Source organism: Leifsonia sp., from assembly GCF_051955155.1.
GTDB lineage: Bacteria > Actinomycetota > Actinomycetes > Actinomycetales > Microbacteriaceae > Leifsonia.
Genome location: NZ_JBQCGZ010000129.1, coordinates 19911 through 41357 on the forward strand (window position 1 = coordinate 19911; position 21447 = coordinate 41357).

Genomic DNA, 21447 nt, shown 5'->3' on the forward strand with positions numbered 1-21447 from the left:
GATGTCATCGCAGCTCGTGAACAGCGCATCCACCGACGCGGGCCTCCCGGCCTACACCGGCCACCTCTCCCGCAAGCGGCCGCCCGACCGCCTGCCGGACGGGCCGACCGACCCGGAGAGCACCTACCGGCTGCTGCACGACGAGCTGCTGCTCGACGGCAGCTCCCGGCTCAACCTGGCCACCTTCGTCACGACCTGGATGGACCCGCAGGCGGCGACGCTCATGGCCGAGGCGTTCGACAAGAACATGATCGACAAGGACGAGTACCCGGCGACCGCCGCCATCGAGCGCCGCTGCGTCGCCATCGTCTGCGACCTGTTCCACGCCGAGCCGGGCGAGCCGACGGGGGCCGCGACGATCGGGTCGAGCGAGGCGGTCATGCTCGCCGGCCTCGCGCTCAAGTGGCGCTGGCGCGCCAAGCGCGGGCTGACCGCCGGCGGGACGCCGAACCTCGTGCTCGGCTCGAACGTCCAGGTGGTGTGGGAGAAGTTCTGCCGCTACTTCGAGGTGGAGCCGCGCTACCTGCCGGTGGCGAAGGGGCGCTACGTCGTCACTCCCGAGCAGGTGCGGGACGCGGTGGACGAGAACACGATCGGCGCCGTCGGCATCCTCGGCACCACCTACACCGGCGAGCTGGAGCCGATCGCGGAGATCTGCGCTGCGCTCGACGACCTGGCCGCCTCCGGCGGGCCGGACGTCCCCGTGCACGTGGATGCCGCGAGCGGCGGCTTCGTCGTCCCGTTCCTGCACCCGGACCTGGAGTGGGACTTCCGGCTGCCGCGCGTCGTCTCCATCAACGTGTCCGGGCACAAGTACGGCCTCACCTATCCGGGGATCGGCTTCGTGGCGTGGCGCTCGCCGGAGCACCTGCCCGACGATCTGGTCTTCAAGGTCAACTACCTCGGCGGCGACATGCCGACCTTCACCCTGAACTTCTCGCGTCCCGGCAACCAGATCATCGGGCAGTACTACAACTTCGTGCGGCTCGGCCGCGCCGGCTACACCGCGATCATGGAGGCGCTGCGTGACACCGCGCTCGAGATCTCGGCGGGGCTGGCGGAGGAACCGGTGATCGAGATCCTCGCGGACGGCTCCGCCATCCCGGTGATCGCCTTCGACCTGAAGGGCGACCCCGGGTTCACGGTGTTCCAGGTCTCCCACGAGCTGCGGGCGCGCGGCTGGCAGGTGCCCGCGTACACGATGCCGCCGGACGCGGAGGACGTCGCCGTGCTGCGCATCGTCGTGCGCGACGGCTTCAACGCCGACCTCGCAAGCGACCTGGTCGCCGATATCCGGGCGGTCTGCACCGAGCTCGCCGCCGCGGAGAAGCCGGATCGCAGGCGCTCGCACTTCGCGCATTGACCAGGGGGCGGCTGGCGGCGCTGTGCTTCGCCGTCGGCTCGGTGTGTTTCGCGGCCGCGGCGCTCCCCGCGGTCGCGGAGGCGATCGGGAGCATCGCGACGAACGTCGTGTTCGTCGTCGGCTCGCTGTTCTTCACGGCCGGCGCCGCGCTCTCGCTCGGCGACCCGACCCGCTGGTCGTCCGGGATCCAGCTGCTCGGGACGGTGTTCTTCAACATCAGCACGGCGCTCGCGCTCGCCGCGGCCGTCCCTGCGGGAGCGGCCGGCGGCAGCGGCTGGCGGCCTGACGTCTACGGCTCCGCCTGCTTCCTGCTCTCCAGCGCGCTGGCGGTGCGGCCGAGCCCGCGCGGCCGCGAGCGGAGCGGAGCCTGGCTGAACCTGGCTGGCTCCATTCTGTTCGCGGCCGCGGCGATCGGGTCGTTCGAGGTGCCGGGCACCGACGCCCTGCTCAGCCCGTTCTGGACGGGACTGGGCACGGTCGGCGGCGCACTGCTGTTCCTCGCGGCGGCCGTGCTCGGCCTGCTCCCCGCTCCGGCTCAGCGCGCGGCGGCGACGGCGAAGTAGGAGCCGGCGGCGAGGTCCTCCAGCAGCGTCGGTCCCGTCGGCTCCCAGCCGTAGCGCTCGCGGGTGAGGGCGCTGGATGCCGGGATGTCCATGCCGAAGAAGCCGCCGATCCAGCCGAAGTGCTCCGCGGCCTCCTCGCGTGCGATGGACGCGGTGGGGACGCCGAGCCCCGCGCCGATCGCCTCGGCGATGGCGCGGGTGGGGATGCCCTCCTCGCCGATCGCGTGCACGATGCCGCCGGCGGGCGCCTGCTCCAGCGCCAGCCGGACCAGGCGGGCGGCGTCGAGGCGGTGGACCGCCGGCCAGCGGTTCTCGCCGTCGCCGATCCAGGCGGCGACGCCGCGCTCGCGCGCGACGCCGACGAGCACGGCCGTGAAGCCGTGGTCGCCCGCTCCGTGCACGGTCGGCGCGAAGCGCAGCGCGACCGGCCGAACACCGCGGTCCGCGTACTCGAAGGCGAGGGCCTCGCCGCCGCCCCGCGGTGCGTCGGGCCCGGTGTAGGGCGACGGGTCCTCCTCCGTGAGAACGCGGCCGGGGGTCGCGGCGACGCCGGAGGCGAACAGGAAGCCGCGGCCGGAGCCGGCGAGCTCGTCGCCGATGGTCTGCACGACCGCCCGCTCGGTGCGCCCGGAGGCGGCGTAGTCGGTGAAGTCGTGCTTGAAGCCGAGGTGGATGACCGCGTCGGCGGCCGCAGCGCCGCTGCGGATGCTCTCCAGGTCGTCGAGCGAGCCGGGGTGCGGCTGGGCGCCGGCGGCGCTGATCCGCTCCGCGGACGCCTCGGAGCGGGCGAGGCCGGTCACCTGGTGACCGGCGGCGACGAGTTCGGGGACGACGGCGGATCCGATCCAGCCGGATGCTCCGGTGACGAAGACGCGCATGAGTGACCTCCCATTTGATGTCAGTGACTGTCATCGCGACTCTAGCACTCATGTCAGCCACTGTCATCACTAGACTGGACGACGTGGGACGCTGGACACCGGACGCACAGGGCCGCCTGAGACAGGCCGCCCTGTCGCTCTACCGCGAGCGCGGCTTCGAGCAGACGACCGTCGCCGACATCGCCGAGCGCGCCGGGGTCACCGAGCGCACCTTCTTCCGGCACTTCGCCGACAAGCGCGAGGTGCTGTTCGCCGGGTCCGAGCAGCTGCAGGAGGCGGTCGTCGCGGCCATCCTCGCCGCGCCCGCCGACGCGTCCCCGTTCGCTGCCGCCGCCGCCGGTGTGGCCGCCGCCGGGCGCGCGATCCAGGAGAACGACGTCGACGACTTCCCGCGGCAGCGCGCCGAGGTGATCGCCGCGACGCCGAGCCTGCAGGAGCGCGAGCTGCTCAAGCTGTCCCGGCTCGCGACCGCCGCGGCGGCGGCGCTGCGGGAGCGCGGTGTGCAGGAGCCGGCCGCGAGCGTGGCGGCCGAGACCGCGCTCGGCGCCTTCCGGGTCGCCTTCGAGCGCTGGGTGGCCGAACGGGACGGCGGGACGCTGGAGGCCCGGATCGCCGAGACCCTCGCCGCCGCCGCCGCCCTGCTGCGCGGCTAGACCTTCGCGACCGCCGCGTCCGCGTCCTCCGCGTCCGCCGTCGCCGGCTCGGCGTGGTGACGGCGCTCGAGGGCGGCGCCCTCCACATCCACGTTCGGCAGGATCCGCTCCAGCCAGCGCGGCAGCCACCAGGCCGACCGCCCGAGCAGGTGCATGAGCGCCGGCATCAGCAGCATCCGGACCACGAACGCGTCCACGAGCACGCCGAACGCGAGGCCGAAGCCGATCGACCGGATCATGGTGGATTCGCTGAAAACGAAGCCGCCGAACACCGAGATCATGATGAGCGCGGCCGCGACGACCACCGTGCGGCCCGCGCGGAAGCCCTTCGCGACCGCGAGCCTGGCCGGCGCTCCGTGCACGTAGGCCTCGCGCATCCCTGACGCCAGGAACAGCTGGTAGTCCATCGCGAGCCCGAACAGGATGCCGACGAGGATCACCGGCAGGAAGCTCAGGATCGGCCCGGTGTGGATGCCGAGCGCGTCGGCGCCCCAGCCCCACTGGAACAGGGCCGTGATCGCGCCGTAGGTCGCGAACAGCGACAGGATGAACCCGCCGGTCGCGATCAGCGGGACCAGCAGCGAGCGGAACACCAGGATCATGATCAGCAGCGACAGCCCCACGACCACCACCAGGTAGAGCGGCAGCACACCGGCCAGGTTGGCGGAGATGTCGAGGTTGATCGCGGTCTGCCCGGAGACGCCGAGGTGGATGTCGCCGTCGATCACGGACAGGTCGCGCAGCGCGCCCACCAGCTCCTCGGTCGACACGCTGTTGGGGCCCTCCTTCGGGATCACCTGGAACGCCATCAGCCGGTTGTCGTCCGAGGTGGCGATCGGGGCCACCGCGACGACGTCCTTCTGTTCGGCCAGGGTCCGGGCGATGGTCAGCTGGGTCGCCGTCACGTCGTCGTCGGCGAGGCCGGCCGGGATGTCGGCCGTCACCAGCAGCGGCCCGGTCGCGCCGTCGCCGAACGCGTCGGCGGTCTGCTGGAACGCGGTATAGGTGGTCGATCCCACCGGTTCGGACGAGCCGTCCGGCAGCCCGACGCGCATCGAGAGCGCCGGGATCGCGACGACGAGCAGCGCGACGGCGCTGACCAGCACCGTGAGCACCGCGCGCCAGGTCGACATCGGCTTGGCTGTGGTGTCGTCGTGGTGCACCGTGCCGACGGCGGCCCTGGCGCGCCTGCTCAGGATGCGCCTTCCGAGCAGCCCGAGCAGCGCGGGCGTGAGCGTGACGGCGATGAGCACCGCCAGCACGACGGCGACGGCGCCGACGGTCCCCATCAGGCCGAGGAACGGCACGCCGGTGACGTTGAGCGCGAGCAGCGCGACGACGACCGTGGTCCCGGCGAACACGACGGCGTTGCCGGAGGTGCCGTTCGCGAGCCCGACCGACTCGACGGGGTCGGCGCCCTCGAGCAGCTGCCTGCGGTGCCGCTTCACGATGAACAGCGAGTAGTCGATCCCGACCGCGAGCCCCAGCATGATCGCGAGCACGGGCGTCACCGACGCCATGTCGACCACGCCGGAGAAGGCGAGCGAGCCGAGCGCCGCGACGCCGACGCCGAAGAGCGCGGTGACCAGCGGCAGCGCGGCCGCGATCACCGAGCCGAGCACGACGACGAGCACGATCGCGGCGAACACGACGCCGACCGCCTCGCCGACGCCCACGATCTGCGGGACGCCCTGTGCGATGTCGGTCGAGAACGAGACGGTGACCCCGTCGACCGGCTTCGACTCGAAGTGCTCGATGACGCCCTGCTTCGCGTCCTCGGACAACTCCAGCCGGGGCTTGGTGAAGGCCACGTTGACGAGGGCCGTCGAGCCGTCGGCGGAGACGACGCGGATGTCGTCGGCCAGCGCCATCAGCTCGGCGCCCTGCTCGAGCTCGGTCTGCTTCGTCGCGAGGGTCGCGCGGCCGTCGTGGATCGTCTTCTGCTGCTGGGCGAGCTGCGCGGTCGACGCGTCCAGCTGCGCCTGCTGCGCGTCCAGCTGGGTGGTCGGCATCCCCGCCGCCTCCAGCTGCCGCTTCGCCGCGTCGAGCTGCGCCTGGCCGGCCGCCACCTGCGCCGTCCCGGCGTCGAGCTGCTGCTGGCCCGCGTCCAGCTTCGCCGTCGCGGCCTCGAGCTGGGTGCGCCCGTCGGTGAGCTGCTTCTGCCGGTCTGCGCGCTCGCTCTCGGTGCGGAACGGATCCACCACCTGGGAGACGTCGGTCAGCCCGTCCGCGCTCGTCACCAGCGCGCTGATCCCGGCCTTCTGGTCCGGGTCGAGCGCGGAGCCGTCCTTCGTCGCGAACACGACCGTGCCGGACGCCCCCGCATAGTCGGGGAGCTTCTTCGTCAGCTCGTCGACGACGGCGCCGGAGGCGGTGCCCGGGACGTCGAAGCTCGTGGCGAGCCCCTTGAACCCGATCAGGAACCCGCCGACCGCGATGCCGAGCACGATGATCCACGCGACGATCACCCGCCAGGCGCGGCGCGCCGAGAAGGTTCCGAGACGGTAGAGGAGTTCGGCCAAGAGCGGGTCCCTTCGTGTGGCGCGTGCGGCGTCAATAATACGCAACGGTCCGTCTCGTTGATCGAGGGTAGGCTGTGAGCATGCCGGGAGGACGACGAGGCGCGGCGCGCAGTGAGGCGGCGCGGGTCGCCATCCTGGACGCCACGGCGTCGCTCTTCGCCGAGCGCGGCTACGACCACCTCAGCATCGAGGGAATCGCCGCCCGCGCGGGCGTCGGAAAGCAGACCGTCTACCGGTGGTGGCCGGGCAAGAGCGCCCTGATCGCGGACTGCCTGCTGGAGGGGATGCTGCTCCCCGAGCGCTTCGTCGTGCCGGACACCGGGGACGTGCGCGCCGATCTGACGGCCTGGCTCAGCCAGGTGGTCTCGGTGATCGAGAGCCCGGCGGGCGAGGGCCTGTTCCGCTCGCTGATCGCGGCGGCGACCGAGAACGAGGACGTCGGCCGCCGGCTGCGCGAGGCGCTGGCGGACCCCAGGCTGTTCACCGTGCGGCTGCGGGAGGCGCGGGAGGCGGGCATCCTGCGCGCCGACCTGCCGATCGAGGACGTCAGCGAGACGCTCATCGGCGCGCTCACCTTCCGCGCGCTCGCGCGCACGCCGAGCGACCCGGGCTTCCCCGGCCGCGTCGTCGACCTCGTGCTCGGCCCCGCGCCCGTCTGACGCGGCGGCGTCAGCCCAGGATGCGGTCGATCGCGGCGAGCTCGTCGGCGCCGAGTTCCGGGCCGCCGATCGCGCCGAGGTTCTGCTCCAGCTGGGCCACGCTGCTCGCGCCGATGATGGCCGAGACGACCACCTCGTTCCGCAGCACCCACTGCAGCGCGAGCTGCGCGAGCGTCTGCCCGCGTCCCGCCGCGACCTCGTTCAGCGTGCGGACCGTGCCGAGCACGTCCTCGGTGATGTCCGACTCGTGCAGGAACACGCTGGTCACCGCGCGCGAGCCCTCCGGCACCCCGTTCAGGTAGCGGTCGGTGAGCATCCCCTGGGCCAGCGGCGAGTACACGATCGCCGCGGCGCCCGCGCGCTCGACGGCGTCGAGGACGCCTTCCTCCGGCGTGCGGTCGAACATCGAGTAGCGCGGCTGGTGCAGCAGCAGCGGCGTCCCGGCGTCCGCGAGCACCGCGGCGGCGGCGTCGGTCTGGTCGGCGTCGTAGTTCGAGATCGCCGGGTAGAGCGCCTTGCCCTGCGCGATCGCGGTCACCAGCGCTCCCATCGACTCCTCGATCGGGGTCTCGGGGTCGGGACGGTGGTGGTAGAACACGTCGACGTAGTCGAGCCCGAGGCGCTTCAGGCTGGCATCGAGCGAGGACAGCAGGTACTTGCGCGAGCCGAAGTCGCCGTATGGACCGGGCCACATCAGGTAACCGGCCTTGGTGGAGACGACGATCTCGTCCCGGTACGCCTTCAGGTCGGTCGCGAGGATGCGGCCGAACATCTCCTCGGCGGCGCCGGGAGGCGGGCCGTAGTTGTTCGCCAGGTCGAAGTGCGTCACGCCCAGGTCGAACGCCCGCAGCACGATGGCGCGCTGGGTCTCGTAGGCGCGGGCGGTGCCGAAGTTCTGCCACAGGCCGAGCGAGAGCGGAGGGAGCACGAGTCCGCTGCGCCCGGCGCGGCGGTACGGCATCGAGTCGTAGCGGGTGGGGTCGGCGACGTAGCTCTGGGTCACGGGGTCAACCCTATCGCCGGGCGCCCACGGCGGTCGCGCTGAGTACCATGACCGGCATGGACGTCGTCGACTGGCTTCTCGACTCCGATCCCGCCATCCGCTGGCAGGTGATGCGCGACGTGCTGGACGCTCCTCCGGCCGAGGTCGCGGCGGAGCGCGCCCGCGTGGCACGCGAGGGCTGGGGCGCCAGGCTGCTCGCCGAGCAGGACCCGGACGGCCGCTGGGACGGCGGCACGTACCGGCCCGGCTGGGCCGACGAGGAGCGCCCGTTCTTCGACGCCTGGACCGCCACCCACTTCTCGCTGCAGCAGCTCGCCGACCTCGGCGCCGACCCGCGGGATCCGGCGGTCGCCGCGGCCATCGACCGCGTGCGCGCGAACGTTCGCTGGGAGCACGCGGGCGAGCCGTTCTTCGACGGCGAGGTGGAGCCGTGCGTCAACGGCATCGCGCTGGGCGTCGCGGCGTACTTCGGGCAGGACGGCGGCCGAATCGCGGCCACGCTGGCCGACGGCAGGCTCGCCGACGGCGCCTGGAACTGCTGGGCCGAGTTCGGCGCGACCGTCTCGTCCTTCCACTCCACGATCTGCGCGGTGGAGGGCCTGGCCGCGTGGCAGGCGACCGGGCGGGCGGATGCAGCGGTCGCGGACGCGCTCGGGAGCGGCGAGGAGTACCTGCTCGAGCGCGGCCTCTACCGTCGCCGCAGCACCGGCGCCGTGCCCGACCCGCGGATCACGATGCTGTCCTACCCGGTCCGCTGGTACCACGACGTGCTGCGCGGGCTGGAGCACTTCCGCCGCGTCGACCGCAGGGACCCGAGGCTCGCCGACGCGATCGGGCTCGTGCGCGGGGCGGCCGGAGCGGACGGCCGCTGGCGGCTCGAGAACGTGCACGAGGGCCCGACGCTGTTCGGGTTCGGCGAGGGCGAGGGGATGCCGAGCCGCTGGGTGACCCTGCGGGCGATGCGCGTGCTGAGGTGGTGGGACGCGGCCTGAGCCGGCCGTGCGTCCCGCCGGCTCACTCGTCGGCGAGCGGCTCCTTCGGCAGCTTGCGCACCTTGGTCCTGCGCTTGCGCCGGTCAGGGATCATCGAGCGCATCTCCTCCAGCTTGCCGAAGCAGAGCAGCCGGTCGCCGGCCTGCAGCAGCACGCCGCTGCGCGGGTTCGGGATGACCGACGTCCCGCGGTGCAGCGTGAGCACCGTGATGTCGCGGTCCCACAGGCCGGACTCCTTGATCGTCTTGCCGACCAGATCCGCGTTGGTGTGCACGAGCAGCTCGGCGACGCCGTAGCCGGTCGAGACGCTGAGCCGCTGCCGCACGTCGATCTCGGGGAACGCGACCTGGTTGTCGATGAAGTCGATGATCGCGCCGGCCACGTCGAGCCCGGTCGCGCGCTCGATGCCCTCCAGGCCGGGCGAGGAGTTCACCTCCATCACCAGCGGGCCGTCCTTGCCCTCGAGCATGTCGACCCCGGCGACTCGCAGGCCCATGATCTGCGCCGAGCGGACCGCCGCCTCCTGGTACTCGGGCGGCAGGTCGACCTTCTCGACCGTGCCGCCGCGGTGCACGTTGGAGCGGAACTCGTCGCCGCTCGCGACCCGGCGCATCGCGGCGACCACCCGGTCGCCGACGACGAGCGCGCGGATGTCCCTGCCGCGGCTCTCCGAGATGAAGCTCTGGATGAGCACGTTCTGCTTCGTGGAGTGCAGCGTCTCCACGATCGACTCGGCGATCTTCGCCTCCGGCGCGAGGATCACGCCGATGCCCTGGGTGCCCTCCAGCAGCTTGATGACGACCGGCGCCCCGCCGACCCGCTCGATCGCCATCCGCACGTCGGCCCTGCTGTTGACGAAGGTGGTCGCCGGCATCGAGATGTTGTGCCGGGAGAGGATCTGGTTGGCGCGGAGCTTGTCCCGCGAGTTCGTGATGCCGTTCGCGGTGTTCGGCGTGTAGACGTCCATCTGCTCGAACTGCCGCACGACGGCCGTGCCGTAGTAGGTGATCGAGTTGCCGATGCGGGGGAGCACGGCGTCGTAGTCGGAGAGCAGCCGCCCGCGGTACTGCAGGTCCGGCTCGTCTCCGGAGAGGTCGATCGCGAACCGCAGGGTGTTCAGCACCTTCACGGTGTGCCCGCGCTCCTTCGCCGCCGCCCTCAGGCGTTGGGTGGAGTACGCGTGCGGGGCACGCGAGAGGATGGCGAGTTTCATCGATGCTCCTGCGGGGAACGGGATCGGCGGCGACCCTCCATCTAAACACCCTGGCGGCCGTTCGGTGCACCCCGGCCCGCCCTGCCAAGATAGGGGCATGCCAGCTGACTCGCCCTCGATCGCCGTCGCGCCCGGCACGCTGGTCGCGGGCTGGCGGGAGTGGGCGGGACTCCCGGGCGTCGGCATCCCGTGGATCAAGGTGAAGCTGGACACCGGGGCCCGCAGCTCGGCGCTGCACGCCTTCGACCTGGAGGAGCGGCCGGACGGCCGGGTGCGCTTCACGGTGCACCCGTGGCAGGACTCGGACGCCGACGCGGTGACCATCGAGGTGCCCATCCACGACCGGCGCGTCGTACGCAGCTCGTCCGGCCACACGGAGGAGCGGATCGTGGTGCTGCTGGAGCTGTCCCTCGCCGGGCGCACGGTCACGGCCGAGACCACGCTCAGCAACCGGGACCAGATGGGCTTCCGGATGCTCGTGGGCAGGGAGGCGCTGCGCCAGGGCTTCGTGGTCGACCCCGGCCGGTCGTTCCTGGCCGGGCGCGCACCGCGCGAGGTGCGCCGCCGCAACCGCGGGCGCGTCTAGCGCCGCGCGTCCGCGCCGCGCGTCCGCGCCGCGGGCTCACATTTGGCGCAAATGGTGCGATTGGCCGCGCGACAACCGACTTTTGGCGCAAATGTGCGCAGGCTCGGCGTGTGCGCCCGCTCAGCGCAGCCGGCGCTCCTCTTCCTCCTCCAGACGCTCCTTCTCGGCGTCCTTGGCCTCCTGCTCCTTCTGGATCTCTTCTTCGCGCGGTGTCTTGTTCGTCATGGCGCGCAGCCTACTCCCGGAGCATGGCGCGGAGGGTCTGGATGGTGTCGGCCTCCACCGGGGGCTTGTCGTCGCGGTAGCGCTTGACGCGCGCGAACCGCAGCGCGATGCCGCCGGGGTATCGCGACGAGCGCTGAACGCCGTCGATCGCGATCTCCACGACCGTGGTCGGGGCGACCCACACCGTGCCGGGGGTGCGGCGCACCTCGATCTCCTGGAAGTGCTCGGTCTGCCAGCGCAGCAGCGCGTCGGTGAGGCCCTTGAACGTCTTGCCCACCATCACGAAGCCGCCCGGCTCGCCGAACTCGCCCTCCGGGTCCCTGGCGCCGAGGTGGATGTTCGACAGCAGCCCTTGCCGGCGGCCGGACCCCCACTCGACCGCGAGCACGACCAGGTCGTAGGTGTGCACCGGCTTCACCTTCACCCAGCTGGAGCCGCGCCGGCCCGCCGCGTACGGCGAGTCGACCGCCTTCACGACCACGCCCTCCTGCCCGGCGGCCAGCGCCTCCCGCGAGACGCGCTCGGCGGTCTCCGGGTCGTCCGTGACCTCGCCGGGGATGCGGTGCTCGCCCGCCACGCGCTCCAGCTCGGCCATCCGCACCTCGAGCGGCTCGTCGAGCAGGTCGCGGCCGTCCACGTGCAGCACGTCGAAGAACCACGGGTGGAGCACGGCCTCCCGCTGCGCCTCCGCGCCGAACCGCGACATCGTCTCCTGGAACGGGCGCGGCGCGCCGTCCTCGTCGAGGGAGAGCGTCTCGCCGTCGAGGATGAGGTCGCGCGCCGGCATCCGGCGCACCACCTCGACCACCTCCGGGACGCGGTGCGTGATGTCGGCGAGGTTGCGGGTGAACACGCGCACCTCGTCGCCCACGCGGTGCACCTGGATGCGCGCGCCGTCCAGCTTGTACTCCACCGACGCGCGTCCGGTCGTCTCGAGCGCCGCGGACGCGGTCGGCGCGGACGCGGCCAGCATCGGCAGCACCGGGCGGCCGACGACCAGGCCCACCGCCTCCAGCTCGTCGGCGGTGCCGGTCAGCGCGATCACCGCCGTCTCGCCGAGGTCCCCGGAGAGCATCGCGGCGCGGCGGACCGCAGGGCCCGGCCGGTCGGCGGCGCGGGCGATCGCGTCCAGCAGCACGCCTTCGAGCGCGCCGGTGCGCATCTCGCCGAGCAGCACGCGCACGAGGAAGTCCTGCTCGGCCGGGGTCGCGCGCTCCGCGAACCCGTGCAGCAGGGCGGAGCGCTCCTCCACCGAGCCCGGTCCGCTCGCCGCGGCAAGCCGGTCGAGCAGCAGGTCCAGGTCGGTGACCGTGAGGGTCGGCTCGTCGGCCGCCCCTCCCATCGCCGCCGAGACGCCCCGCCAGCCGATGCCGACGCGGCCCTGCCGCGGGCGCCCGACGAGCATCCCGACCGCGGGCGCGATCTCGTCGGCGGGCAGCGCGCGCAGCAGGTCGCTGAGGGCGTCCACCTTGGCCAGGCGCGAGCGCGTCGCGGCCACCGCCTCCAGCGTGGTCACGAGCTCCCCGACTAACACGCCCCCCACTCTCCCACCACCCGCCGACAGCACCAGCCGAGTACGCAGATCATCTGCGTACTCGGCTATTTCGGGCCGAGTTCCTGCGTACTCGGCGGGTGTGGTCAGGAGGTCGGGGTGGCGACTCCGCGGCCGAAGGTGATGGCGCGGATGATCTGGACGATGCCGAGCACGATCAGGCTGATGCCGGCCAGCAGGAACAGCACCACGATCCCCCAGAGCGGCGAGAACAGCAGCACGATGCCGGCGACGATGCTCAGGATGCCGAAGAAGATGCCCCAGCCGCGCGACGGCGCGTCCCCGATCTGGGCGAGCGCGACCGCGCCCTCCACGATCCAGGCGATGCCGACCAGGATGCCCAGGAAGACCGCGAGGAAGGCGGTCGTCCCCGCGAGGTTGGCGAAGGCGACGATCGCGCCGATCACGAGCAGGATGCCGAAGATGATGTCGAGCGCGCGGGCGCCGCCGCCGATCCCCTTGGCGAAGATGCCGATGCCGAGGTAGGCGATCCCGGAGATGAGCAGCGAGATGGCGAGCAGGATCGTCAGCCCGGCCGCGGCGGTGCGCGGCCAGAACACGATGATGATCCCGATGATGAGCGCGACCGCCCCGCTGATGCCGAGGGCGACACGCACCCCGTTGATGGCCGAGGCGGTCATGTCCTTGCCGTTGAGCGAGAACGAGGCGAACGCGGTTGGCTGTGATGACGACATCGCGAATCCCTTCGACGTGGATGGGTGGACGCTATCGCCGCGCGGGAGGCGCTGTCTAGATGGATGAGGGAACGGCTCATTCCTCCGGGTGCAGAGCCGGCCGGCGCTCCAGCTCCCCGGCCAGGGACTCGAGTTCGGAACCGCCCGCCATCATGGCGGTGAGTTCGGCCAATGTGACCTCCGCTTTCGGGAAATCGCCCAGGCTTCGTCCGCGGTTCAGGAGCAGGAACCGATCTCCGACGGGATACGCATGGTGCGGGTTGTGGGTGATGAAGACCACGCCGAGCCCGCGGTCGCGGGCACGGGCGATGTAGCGCAGCACGATCGCGGACTGCTTCACCCCGAGGGCAGCGGTCGGCTCGTCGAGGACGAGGACCTTCGCGCCGAAGTAGACGGCCCGGGCGATGGCGACGCACTGGCGCTCGCCGCCGGAGAGGGTGCCGATGGGTTGGTCGACATCGCGCAGATCGATGCCCATTCGGAAGAGCTCGTCGCGCGCTGTGCGCCGCATCCGCGCGACATCCAGCCGGCGGAAGGGACCGCGGCCGCGGGTCAGCTCGCTGCCGAGGAAGAAGTTCCGCCACACCGACATCAGAGGCACGACGGCGAGATCCTGGTAGACCGTCGCGATTCCCGCATCGAGGGCCGCACGCGGCGAGTCGAAGACGGTCTGCCTCCCCTCCACGTAGAACCGGCCGGCGGTCGGCGCGTGCACGCCGGCGAGCATCTTGATGAGCGTCGACTTGCCCGCACCGTTGTCGCCGAGCACGCAGGTCACCGATCCGGCGGCGATCTGCGTCGACACGTCCCTGAGGACCGCGACGGACCCGTAGCTCTTGCCGACACGTCTGATCTCGATGAGTGGCACGGTCACGACTGGTCACCTGCCGTCCTGCGGACATAGTGATTGAGCACGACGGCGAACAGCAGCATCGCGCCGAGCACGGCGCGCAGCCAGTTGGTGTCCCACTGCGCGAAGGTGATGCCCTGGAACACCATCCCGTAGATGAGCGCACCGAGGGCGGCCCCGATCGCGGATCCGTAGCCCCCGGTCATCAGGCAGCCGCCGACCACCGCGCAGATGATGTAGATGAACTCCTGACCGACGCCGGTGTTCGCCTGCACGGTCGAGGTCCGGAACAGCGAGATCATCCCCACGAGCCACGCGGCAGCGGAGGTGGTCATGAACAGCGCGACCTTGGTGCGCACGACGGGGACGCCGACCTGTCGTGCCGACGCCGCCTGACCGCCGACCGCGAAGATCCGGTTCCCCATCCGGGTGCGCAGCAGCACCCAGGTGGCGGCGGCCGTCACGGCGAGCCACCACAGCACAGACACGTAGAACGTGCCGCCGCCGATGCGCGCGGACGAGCCGAACACCGCGCGGATGCTGTCGTAACCGGGCACGGCGGTCATTCCCTGGATGGCGACCTGGCCGGTGATGAGCTTCGTGACGGCCAGGTCGAGGCCCGCGAGGATGAAGAACGTGCCGAGCGTGATGATGAAGCTCGGCAGGCCGGTCTTCATGACCACGAGCCCGTTCGCCGCGCCGACGGCCAGTGCGAGGCCGAGCGCCAACAGGGCGGCGATCCAGATGTCGATGCCCCACCGGGTGGTGCAGATGCCGACCACCAGCGCGGTGAACCCGGTCATCACGCCCGCGGACAGGTCGAACTCGCCGCCGATCATCAGCAGGGCGACGGCGACGGCCATGATCCCGAATGTCGACGCGGACTCGGTCCAGACGCCGGCGCCCGGCAGGCTCAGGAAATCGGAGGTCGCGACGCTGAAGAACAGCATCACCGCCAGCGCCGCGACGAGCGCGCCCACCTCGGGTCGGCCGAGCAGGGCGCGGGCGGAGCTGCGCCGCGTCCGCGCCCGGCCCGGGGACGGCGCGAGGCTGGGGGCGGTCATCAGCGCGTGCCGTTCTCGGCGAACTTCTCCACGGCCTCCGCGTTCTCCTTCGTCACGAAGGCCGGCCCGGAGTAGATGGGCTCCCCGCCGCCGATCTGGTTGCCGTTCACCGAGTCGAGGTAGAGCGCGCTCACGCCGAGGAAGCCCTGGACGTATGGCTGCTGGTCGACCGCGAAGCCGACAGCGCCCTTCTTGATCTGCGCGATGACGTCGCTCGACAGGTCGAAGGTCACCACGTCGGCGCTGCTCCCGGACTCCTCCACAGCGCCGACGGCGTCGATGGCGTACTGGCCGCCGAGGGTCAGGACGCCGTCGATCCCGGAGTCCGACTGGAGCTTGGCGCGCAGCGTGTTCTTGACCTCGGCGTCGTTGGTGCCGTCCACCTGCACGTTCTCCAGCGCGCCCCCGAACGCGGCCTTCGCGGAGGAGCAGCGTTCCTCCAGCCCCACATTGCCTGCCTCATGCACGACGCAGATGACCCGCTTCTTGCCCTCGTCGGCGCGCCTGTCGCCGACGGCGGCTCCGGCCACCGCCTCGCTCTGGCCGATGTGGGTGATGGCGCCGAACTCCTTGGAGCGCTCCATGCCGGAGTTGATGGTCACCACGGGGATGCCTTCCGCGACCGCCCGCTCGATGCTGCTCTTGAGCCCGTCGGGGTTGGCCATCGAGACGACGATGCCGTCGACGTCCTGAGCGATCGCGTTGTCGATCAGCTGGGACTGCTTCGCGGGGTCCGGGTCGCCGTTGTACACGATGGTCGACCCGTAATCGTCACCGGCCCTCTCCGCCCCGGACTTGACCCGATCCCAGAAGGCGTCGCCGGGGGCGGCGTGGGTGATGACCGCGTACGTGTACCGTCCGCCGTCCGCCCCATCGTTCGCGCTGCCGGGCTCGGCGTCGTTGCTGCAGCCGACCAGCGATCGCAGCGGCGAGAGTGCCGCCCGCCGCGAGGAGTCGCTTCTTCATGGACCTGTCCCTTCGTCAGCGGCCCGCCTCGTGCAAGCCGTCACACTGCATTCCATTGTGCTGAGTGAAAAATATCTTGTCAACACATACCAACATATGGAATGGTGACGGAGATCGGGTGCCTGCCCGGAGGGAGAGGGGTGACATGGAAGCGGAGCGCATCGGGGTCGGGCTGGTCTCGGTGGGGTGGATGGGAAGGCTGCACGCGCGCGCCTACCGAGCCGCCGCCCAGCACTTCCCCGACCTTCCGAAGCAGGCCGAGCTGGTCGCGGCGGCCGACGTCGAGGAGGGCGGCCGGGCCCACGCGGTCGACGTGCTCGGCTTCCGCGAGGCCGTCTCCGACTACCGGCGGGTGCTCAGTCACCCGGGCGTCGACGTCGTGTCGATCTGCGCTCCGAACGCGCTGCACCACGAGATGGCGATGGGCGCGGTGGCGGCGGGGAAGCCGTTCTGGATCGAGAAACCCGCCGGCAGGTCCGTGCTCGAGACCCGCGCGATCGCGGTCGCGGCGGCCGAGGCCGGTCTGGTCACCGCTGTCGGGTTCAACTACCGGCACGCGCCTGCGGTCGGTCGCGCGCGGGAGCTCGTCCGCAGCGGTGCGCTCGGGACGATCACCAACGTCCGCGTCTCCTTGCTCGCGGACTACGCGGCCGACCCGGACGCGGCGCTCACGTGGCGGTTCACCCGCGCAGGCGCGGGCTCCGGGGTTCTGGGGGACCTGCTCTGCCATGGCATCGACCTGGCCCAGTGGATCGCCGGTCGTGTCTCGGATGTCGCGGGGACCACCGCGGCGTACATCCCGCAGCGGCCCCTCCCGGCGAGCGCGTCCGCCGGAGGGACGGAACAGGCCGCGGTGCTCGGGAGCGTGGAGAACGAGGACTACGCCGCCGCCGTCGTCCGGTTCGACTCCGGCGCGCGAGGGACGGTCGAGGCCAGTCGCATCGCGGTGGGCCCTCGTGCCGAGTACGTGCTCGAGGTGTACGGAACGACCGGGTCTCTGCGCTGGAACTTCGAGCGGTTGAACGAGTTGCAGTACGCCGACTCGCGGGACGGTTACCGGACGATCCTCGCCGGACCGGGCTTTCCGGACTTCTCGGCCTTCCAGCCCGGCGCGGGAACCGGCATGGGGTTCGACGACCTGAAGACCATCGAGGCCGCGCTCTTCCTGCGCTCCGTCGCCGAGGGACGCCAGCTCGCGCCTTCCGTGGCCGATGCGTGGTCGGCTGCCGAAGTGGTCGAGGCGATCCAGCGGTCGGATGCCGCGGGCGCGTGGCTGCCCGTCCCTGCGGCCGGTGTGGGGGAGGGTCTCCGACCCATTAGTCTCTGAGCGTGCGGCTTGGAGTTCTGGACGTCGGATCCAACACGATCCACCTGCTGGTGGTCGACGCGCATCCCGGGGCCAGGCCGATTCCGGCCGCGACGCACAAGTCGGTTCTGCGGTTGATGCGCTACATCACCCCGGACGGGGCGATCAGCGACGAGGGCTGCACCGCCATCCTCGACGCCATCACCGCCGCGATGGCGGTCGCCGAGGCCGAGGGGATCGAGGAGCTGCTCCCGTTCGCGACCTCCGCCATCCGGGAGGCGTCGAACGGTCCCGCGCTCCTGGAGCGGATCCGCCGCGTCACGGGCGTCGAGCTGCAGGTGCTCTCCGGCGCCGACGAGGCCAGGCTCACGTTCCTCGCGGTGCGTCGCTGGCTGGGCTGGTCCTCCGGGCGAGTGCTGCTGTTCGACATCGGTGGCGGCTCGCTGGAGATCGCGGCGGGCGTCGACGAGTACCCGGACACCGCGGTCTCCGTTCCGCTCGGCGCCGGCCGCAGCACCATCGGCTTCCTGCACGACGACCCGCCGCGCGACGACCAGGTGGACGCGCTCCGCGAGCACGCCAGGTCGGTGCTGCAGGGCGCCGTCGCCGGTTTCGAGCGCAGCGGCGACGAGCACGTGATCGGCACCTCCAAGACGATCCGCTCGCTCGCCCGGCTCGCCGGGTCGACGTCCACCCGGCCGGGCGGAGCCGAGCGCGCGACGCTCACGCGCTCCGGTCTCGCGGACTGGGTGCCGCGGCTCGGCCGCATGCCGGCGGACGCGAGGACGGCTCTGCCGGGGATCACGGCCGACCGCACCTTCCAGATCGTCGCGGGCGGTGTCGTGCTGCGCGAGACGATGCGCGCGTTCGGCGTCGACGAGCTGGAGGTCTGCCCGTGGGCCCTCCGCGAGGGCGTCATTCTGCGTTACCTCGACCACCTGGACTGAGCCGCGTCCCGTCCCTGGGAGTCGTGCCCGCGCCCTCGACTTCGTGCGCGAACGGGGCCACATTTGCGCCTAATGCGACCCGAGGGAGGATCCGCATCGGCTCCCCGCGCGTGCGGTCAGGGCGTCGGCATCCCGCCCGTGACGGCGAGCGTCTCGCCGACGACGTAGCTGGACTCGGGGGACGCCAGGAAGACGTACGCCGGCGCGAGCTCGGCGGGCTGCCCGGGCCGACCGAGCGGCGTCTGCGAGCCGAAGTCGGGCAGCTTCTCCGGCGGCTGCCCGGCGCTCGGCTGCAGCGGCGTCCAGATCGGGCCGGGGGCGACGGCGTTCACCCGGACGCCCCGGGGCGCGAGCTGCTGCGCGAGGGCCTTCGAGAACGCGTTGATCGCCGCCTTCGTCGTCGCGTAGTCCACCAGCTGCTCGCCGGGCAGGTAGGCCTGCACGGAGGTGGTGTTGATGATCGTCGCGCCCGCCGGCAGGTGCGGAAGCGCCGCCTTGGTCAGCCAGAACATGGCGTAGACGTTGGTCTTCATCGTCTGGTCGAACTGGTCGTCCGGCAGCTCGGCGAGGTCGGTGCAGAAGATCTGCTTGCCCGCGTTGTTGACGAGGATGTCGATGCCGCCGAGCTCGTCGACCGTGCGCCGCACGACCTCGTCGCAGAACGCGCGCTCGGTCAGGTCGCCGGGCAGGGTGAGCGCCGTGCGGCCGGCGGCGCGGATCTGCTCGGCGATCGCCTGCGCATCCACCTCCTCCTCCGGGCGGTAGACGATGGCGACGTCCGCGCCCTCCCGCGCGTACGCGATCGCGACCGCGGCGCCGATCCCGGAGTCGCCGCCGGTGACCAGCGCCCTGCGGCCGGCGAGCCTGCCGTGGCCGAGGTAGCTGTCCTCACCGTGGTCGGCCGGCGGGTCCAGCTCGCTGTCGCGGCCGGGCTCCGGCACCTGCTCCTCCGGCGGGTGGATGTGCGGGTAGCGGTCGACGGGGTTGTCGAAGGTGTACTGGTTCTCTGGCATGCCTCCATCCGTAGCCCGCGGAAGGCGAGGCGCCAAGGGGCTGCGGATCGCGCGGTGCGGGGGTACCGTCCGTGCGCTGGGCGGGAGGCGGTCAGTCGCCGTCGATCGTCTCGAGCAGCTTCTTCGTCTCGCGCGCGATGTCGTCGTGGTCGTTCTGGGCGGCGCGGCTCTCCAGTGAGATCACGGCACAGCGGTGCACGCGCCGGAAATCGCCGTACGGGAAGCTGTAGCGTCCCTTCGTCTCCTCGCTCGCGTCCGGGTCCTCGCCGAGGTGCCAGAGCGCGTACTCGTCCCAGCCGTGCTTCTCGATGAAGTCGTTCTCGTCCGCCGCGCTCGGAGCGTGCTCGCTCCAGTCGTCGCGTTCGTCGCGCACGAACCGGCTGCTCTCGACGAGCGAGCGGGCGTGCGCCAGGGCCTTTCGGTTCAGCTTCACGGTCATGCCCTGGATGCAATCCCCGTCTTCGCACATGTGCAAGGGGTTGAGCCGCGCGCGGACGGGGACGCTGGATGCACGGCATGGATGGACGTGTGCGGGCGCGGTTGCTGCGCGCGGCGGCGGCCGCGGCGATGGCCGTCGCGCTCCCGGCCGCCGGCGCCGGCACGCTCGGCGCGCTCAGCGGCTGCGCGGCCGTCGCCCAGGGCGCGGCCGAACCGGCGCCGGCGCTGCTGGACGTGGTCGGCAAGCCCGCCGACCAGGCCGGCCGCATCCTGCGCGCCGCCGGCTATCGCGTCGCGTTCGTCGGCGAACACGGGGACCCGGTGAGCGCGTCCCCGGCGCGCCTGGTCGTCCGCCAGGATCCGGCGGGCGGCACCGGGCTTGGGCGCGGCCGCCTCGTCACGCTCGGCCTCGGCGCGGCGGGCTGAGCCGGCGCGGCGGATCGTGGCGCACGACAGCCGTGGCGAATCCGGGTGAGGGAAGCGCCCCTGTTGACGTTGAATCGATTCACGACTAGCATCGACCGCAAGCGTTCCGGAAAGCGCTTACCAGCCATACAGTCGATGACGACAGGAGACGATGATGTCCGAAGACGTGAGCACAGCGGAGGCCAGGCGGATGCCGCGGCGGGCCGCCATGAGCGGATGGGTCGGCAGCGCGCTCGAGTACTACGACTTCTCCATCTACGCCTCGGCGGCCGCCCTGGTCTTCCCCCAGGTGTTCTTCCCCAGCGAGAGTCCGGCGGTGGCGCTGATCGCCTCGCTCGCCACCTACGGCGTCGGCTACGTCGCCCGGCCGCTCGGCGCGTTCGTGCTCGGCAACTTCGGCGACAAGTACGGCCGCAAGCGCATCCTCGTGCTCGCGATGATGGTGATGGGCATCTCGACGCTGCTCGTCGGTCTGCTGCCGACGTACGCGCAGGTCGGCGTGCTCGCGCCGATCCTGCTCGTGGTGCTGCGGCTCATCCAGGGCTTCGCGGTCGCCGGGGAGCTCGGCGGGGCGAGCGCGATGATCGTCGAGCACGCGCCGGAGGGCAGGCGCGGCTTCCTCACCAGCTTCAGCCTGCAGGGCACGCAGGCCGGCAGCATCCTCGCCTCGGCGAGCTTCATCCCGCTCTCGACGTTCCTCTCGCCCGAAGCCTTCCAGGCGTGGGGATGGCGCATCCCGTTCCTGCTGAGCGTCGTCGTGATCGTCGCCGGCCTGATCATCCGCAGCCGGGTGGAGGAGACCCCCGCGTTCCAGCGCGAGGCGAAGCAGGACCGGGTGCCGCGGGTGCCGGTCGCCCAGCTGTTCCGCGAGAACGGCGGCACCGTCTTCCGCGCGGTGTGCATGGGCCTCGCCAACGTGATCGGCGTGACCGTCGTGGTCTTCGGCACCGCGTACGCCACGCAGCCGGCGTACGGCGTGAAGATGAGCCCGTCGGTCTACCTGTGGATCCCGGTGATCGCGAACATCGTCGCGATCATCCTCATCCCGTTCTTCGGCCGGCTCTCCGACCGGATCGGCCGCCGTCCGCTGATGATCTTCGGGCCGCTCAGCGCGGGGATCCTCTCCTTCGCCTACCTGTTCGTCGTCAGCTCCGGCAACGTGCCGCTGACGATCCTGCTGGCGGTGCTGATCTTCGGCATCCTCTACCAGATGTGGAATGCGACCTTCGCGAGCTACTTCCAGGAGCTGTTCCCCACCAGGACCAGGGTCACCGGCTTCGCGGTCTCGCAGAACATCGCGCTCTTCCTCACCGGCTTCCTGCCCAGCATCTTCACCGCCATCGCCCCTCCCGGGAGCGCGTCGGTGCCGCTCGTGATCGGCGCGCTCACGCTCGTCTTCTCGCTGATCTCGGCGTTCGCCGCCTGGCGCTCGCGCGAGACGGCCAAGCTGGGACTCGACGAGCTGGAGCAGACGCCGGCGAAGCCGCAGCGCACCGAGCGCGGCGCAGCGCGCACGACGCACGCCTGAGCCGG

Annotated in this window: 21 protein-coding genes; 10 read left to right on the forward strand and 11 right to left on the reverse strand. The window is 71.7% G+C overall.

Translation table 11 applies throughout. From position 1 onward, the window contains the following. Position 1 precedes the first annotated feature (1 nt). Complete coding sequence (locus tag ACTHMF_RS14075) at positions 2–1363, forward strand: glutamate decarboxylase (protein WP_440318430.1); 1362 nt, start codon at positions 2–4, stop codon at positions 1361–1363. Then, complete coding sequence (locus tag ACTHMF_RS14080; RefSeq protein WP_440318431.1) at positions 1360–1926, forward strand: hypothetical protein; 567 nt, start codon at positions 1360–1362, stop codon at positions 1924–1926. The genes ACTHMF_RS14075 and ACTHMF_RS14080 overlap by 4 nt, the downstream gene beginning before the upstream one ends. Here ACTHMF_RS14080 and ACTHMF_RS14085 read toward each other — a convergent pair. Next, a complete protein-coding gene (locus tag ACTHMF_RS14085; protein WP_440318433.1) occupies positions 1899–2804 on the reverse strand; it encodes an SDR family oxidoreductase in 906 nt (301 codons plus the stop codon). The two genes, ACTHMF_RS14080 and ACTHMF_RS14085, sit on opposite strands and share 28 nt — an antisense overlap. A gap of 50 nt (positions 2805–2854) precedes the next feature. Here ACTHMF_RS14085 and ACTHMF_RS14090 point away from each other — a divergent pair, with 50 nt between their 5' ends. Continuing rightward, positions 2855–3457 carry a TetR family transcriptional regulator gene (locus ACTHMF_RS14090; RefSeq protein WP_440318435.1) on the forward strand — a complete coding sequence of 201 codons (603 nt, stop codon included), beginning with the start codon at positions 2855–2857 and terminating at the stop codon, positions 3455–3457. On the opposite strand, the gene ACTHMF_RS14095 is transcribed toward ACTHMF_RS14090, so the two are convergent. Beyond that, a complete protein-coding gene (locus ACTHMF_RS14095; RefSeq protein WP_440318437.1) occupies positions 3454–5979 on the reverse strand; it encodes an MMPL family transporter in 2526 nt (841 codons plus the stop codon). The two genes, ACTHMF_RS14090 and ACTHMF_RS14095, sit on opposite strands and share 4 nt — an antisense overlap. 80 nt (positions 5980–6059) lie before the next feature. Here ACTHMF_RS14095 and ACTHMF_RS14100 point away from each other — a divergent pair, with 80 nt between their 5' ends. Beyond that, complete coding sequence (locus ACTHMF_RS14100) at positions 6060–6638, forward strand: TetR/AcrR family transcriptional regulator (protein ID WP_314149535.1); 579 nt, start codon at positions 6060–6062, stop codon at positions 6636–6638. Between the two features lie 10 nt (positions 6639–6648). Here ACTHMF_RS14100 and ACTHMF_RS14105 read toward each other — a convergent pair whose 3' ends face one another. Then, the gene (locus ACTHMF_RS14105) at positions 6649–7599 is read right to left on the reverse strand and encodes an aldo/keto reductase (RefSeq protein ID WP_440318527.1); all 951 of its coding nucleotides are present in this window, start codon (positions 7597–7599) and stop codon (positions 6649–6651) included. A gap of 98 nt (positions 7600–7697) precedes the next feature. Between ACTHMF_RS14105 and ACTHMF_RS14110 the strand changes: the two genes are divergently transcribed. Next, positions 7698–8633: a hypothetical protein gene (locus ACTHMF_RS14110; RefSeq protein WP_314149536.1), complete on the forward strand. Its 936-nt coding sequence runs from the start codon at positions 7698–7700 to the stop codon at positions 8631–8633. A gap of 22 nt (positions 8634–8655) precedes the next feature. Here the strand turns inward: ACTHMF_RS14110 and rimK are convergent, their stop codons facing one another. After that, complete coding sequence (gene rimK, locus ACTHMF_RS14115; protein ID WP_314149537.1) at positions 8656–9846, reverse strand: 30S ribosomal protein S6--L-glutamate ligase; 1191 nt, start codon at positions 9844–9846, stop codon at positions 8656–8658. Positions 9847–9943: 97 nt separating this feature from the next. Between rimK and ACTHMF_RS14120 the strand changes: the two genes are divergently transcribed. Beyond that, a complete protein-coding gene (locus tag ACTHMF_RS14120; protein WP_440318438.1) occupies positions 9944–10432 on the forward strand; it encodes an ATP-dependent zinc protease family protein in 489 nt (162 codons plus the stop codon). Between the two features lie 235 nt (positions 10433–10667). On the opposite strand, the gene ACTHMF_RS14125 is transcribed toward ACTHMF_RS14120, so the two are convergent. The 5 genes from ACTHMF_RS14125 to ACTHMF_RS14145 all read right to left on the reverse strand — a co-directional run bounded on the left by ACTHMF_RS14125 (position 10668) and on the right by ACTHMF_RS14145 (position 15744). Beyond that, positions 10668–12191 (reverse strand): ATP-dependent DNA ligase, encoded by a 1524-nt coding sequence (locus ACTHMF_RS14125; protein ID WP_440318440.1) that lies wholly within the window; start codon positions 12189–12191, stop codon positions 10668–10670. Between the two features lie 104 nt (positions 12192–12295). After that, complete coding sequence (locus tag ACTHMF_RS14130; RefSeq protein ID WP_314149388.1) at positions 12296–12904, reverse strand: HdeD family acid-resistance protein; 609 nt, start codon at positions 12902–12904, stop codon at positions 12296–12298. A 76-nt stretch (positions 12905–12980) separates the two neighbouring features. Then, positions 12981–13778 carry an ATP-binding cassette domain-containing protein gene (locus ACTHMF_RS14135; protein WP_314149389.1) on the reverse strand — a complete coding sequence of 266 codons (798 nt, stop codon included), beginning with the start codon at positions 13776–13778 and terminating at the stop codon, positions 12981–12983. After that, positions 13775–14818 carry an ABC transporter permease gene (locus ACTHMF_RS14140; protein ID WP_314149391.1) on the reverse strand — a complete coding sequence of 348 codons (1044 nt, stop codon included), beginning with the start codon at positions 14816–14818 and terminating at the stop codon, positions 13775–13777. Before ACTHMF_RS14140 ends, ACTHMF_RS14135 begins: the two co-directional genes overlap by 4 nt. Further along, positions 14818–15744, reverse strand: coding sequence for a substrate-binding domain-containing protein (locus ACTHMF_RS14145; protein ID WP_440318529.1), 927 nt, complete (start codon positions 15742–15744; stop codon positions 14818–14820). Before ACTHMF_RS14145 ends, ACTHMF_RS14140 begins: the two co-directional genes overlap by 1 nt. A gap of 185 nt (positions 15745–15929) precedes the next feature. On the opposite strand from ACTHMF_RS14145, the gene ACTHMF_RS14150 reads away from it, so the two are divergent. Then, positions 15930–17111, forward strand: coding sequence for a Gfo/Idh/MocA family protein (locus tag ACTHMF_RS14150; RefSeq protein ID WP_440318442.1), 1182 nt, complete (start codon positions 15930–15932; stop codon positions 17109–17111). Between the two features lie 2 nt (positions 17112–17113). Then, on the forward strand, positions 17114–18037 hold the full coding sequence (locus tag ACTHMF_RS14155; protein ID WP_440318443.1) for a Ppx/GppA phosphatase family protein: 924 nt from the start codon (positions 17114–17116) through the stop codon (positions 18035–18037). Between the two features lie 116 nt (positions 18038–18153). Here the strand turns inward: ACTHMF_RS14155 and ACTHMF_RS14160 are convergent, their stop codons facing one another. Further along, on the reverse strand, positions 18154–19050 hold the full coding sequence (locus ACTHMF_RS14160) for an SDR family oxidoreductase (RefSeq protein WP_440318445.1): 897 nt from the start codon (positions 19048–19050) through the stop codon (positions 18154–18156). A gap of 91 nt (positions 19051–19141) precedes the next feature. Next, positions 19142–19489, reverse strand: coding sequence for a hypothetical protein (locus ACTHMF_RS14165; RefSeq protein WP_440318446.1), 348 nt, complete (start codon positions 19487–19489; stop codon positions 19142–19144). Positions 19490–19566: 77 nt separating this feature from the next. Between ACTHMF_RS14165 and ACTHMF_RS14170 the strand changes: the two genes are divergently transcribed. Together ACTHMF_RS14170 and ACTHMF_RS14175 are read left to right on the forward strand one after the other, a co-directional pair. Continuing rightward, the gene (locus ACTHMF_RS14170) at positions 19567–19914 is read left to right on the forward strand and encodes a PASTA domain-containing protein (protein ID WP_440318448.1); all 348 of its coding nucleotides are present in this window, start codon (positions 19567–19569) and stop codon (positions 19912–19914) included. Between the two features lie 166 nt (positions 19915–20080). Further along, a complete protein-coding gene (locus tag ACTHMF_RS14175) occupies positions 20081–21442 on the forward strand; it encodes an MFS transporter (RefSeq protein ID WP_314148689.1) in 1362 nt (453 codons plus the stop codon). Positions 21443–21447 lie beyond the last annotated feature (5 nt).

Excerpts from the sequence above, each read along its gene's own strand:
- ACTHMF_RS14075 (WP_440318430.1), top strand. The coding sequence starts at position 2 with ATGTCATCGCAGCTCGTGAACAGCGCATCCACCGACGCGGGCCTCCCG.
- ACTHMF_RS14085 (WP_440318433.1), bottom strand. The coding sequence starts at position 2,804 with ATGCGCGTCTTCGTCACCGGAGCATCCGGCTGGATCGGATCCGCCGTC.
- ACTHMF_RS14090 (WP_440318435.1), top strand. The coding sequence starts at position 2,855 with ATGTCAGCCACTGTCATCACTAGACTGGACGACGTGGGACGCTGGACA.
- ACTHMF_RS14100 (WP_314149535.1), top strand. The coding sequence starts at position 6,060 with ATGCCGGGAGGACGACGAGGCGCGGCGCGCAGTGAGGCGGCGCGGGTC.
- ACTHMF_RS14105 (WP_440318527.1), bottom strand. The coding sequence starts at position 7,599 with ATGCCGTACCGCCGCGCCGGGCGCAGCGGACTCGTGCTCCCTCCGCTC.
- ACTHMF_RS14110 (WP_314149536.1), top strand. The coding sequence starts at position 7,698 with ATGGACGTCGTCGACTGGCTTCTCGACTCCGATCCCGCCATCCGCTGG.
- rimK (WP_314149537.1), bottom strand. The coding sequence starts at position 9,846 with ATGAAACTCGCCATCCTCTCGCGTGCCCCGCACGCGTACTCCACCCAA.
- ACTHMF_RS14120 (WP_440318438.1), top strand. The coding sequence starts at position 9,944 with ATGCCAGCTGACTCGCCCTCGATCGCCGTCGCGCCCGGCACGCTGGTC.
- ACTHMF_RS14130 (WP_314149388.1), bottom strand. The coding sequence starts at position 12,904 with ATGTCGTCATCACAGCCAACCGCGTTCGCCTCGTTCTCGCTCAACGGC.
- ACTHMF_RS14140 (WP_314149391.1), bottom strand. The coding sequence starts at position 14,818 with ATGACCGCCCCCAGCCTCGCGCCGTCCCCGGGCCGGGCGCGGACGCGG.
- ACTHMF_RS14150 (WP_440318442.1), top strand. The coding sequence starts at position 15,930 with ATGGAAGCGGAGCGCATCGGGGTCGGGCTGGTCTCGGTGGGGTGGATG.
- ACTHMF_RS14160 (WP_440318445.1), bottom strand. The coding sequence starts at position 19,050 with ATGCCAGAGAACCAGTACACCTTCGACAACCCCGTCGACCGCTACCCG.
- ACTHMF_RS14165 (WP_440318446.1), bottom strand. The coding sequence starts at position 19,489 with ATGACCGTGAAGCTGAACCGAAAGGCCCTGGCGCACGCCCGCTCGCTC.
- ACTHMF_RS14170 (WP_440318448.1), top strand. The coding sequence starts at position 19,567 with ATGGATGGACGTGTGCGGGCGCGGTTGCTGCGCGCGGCGGCGGCCGCG.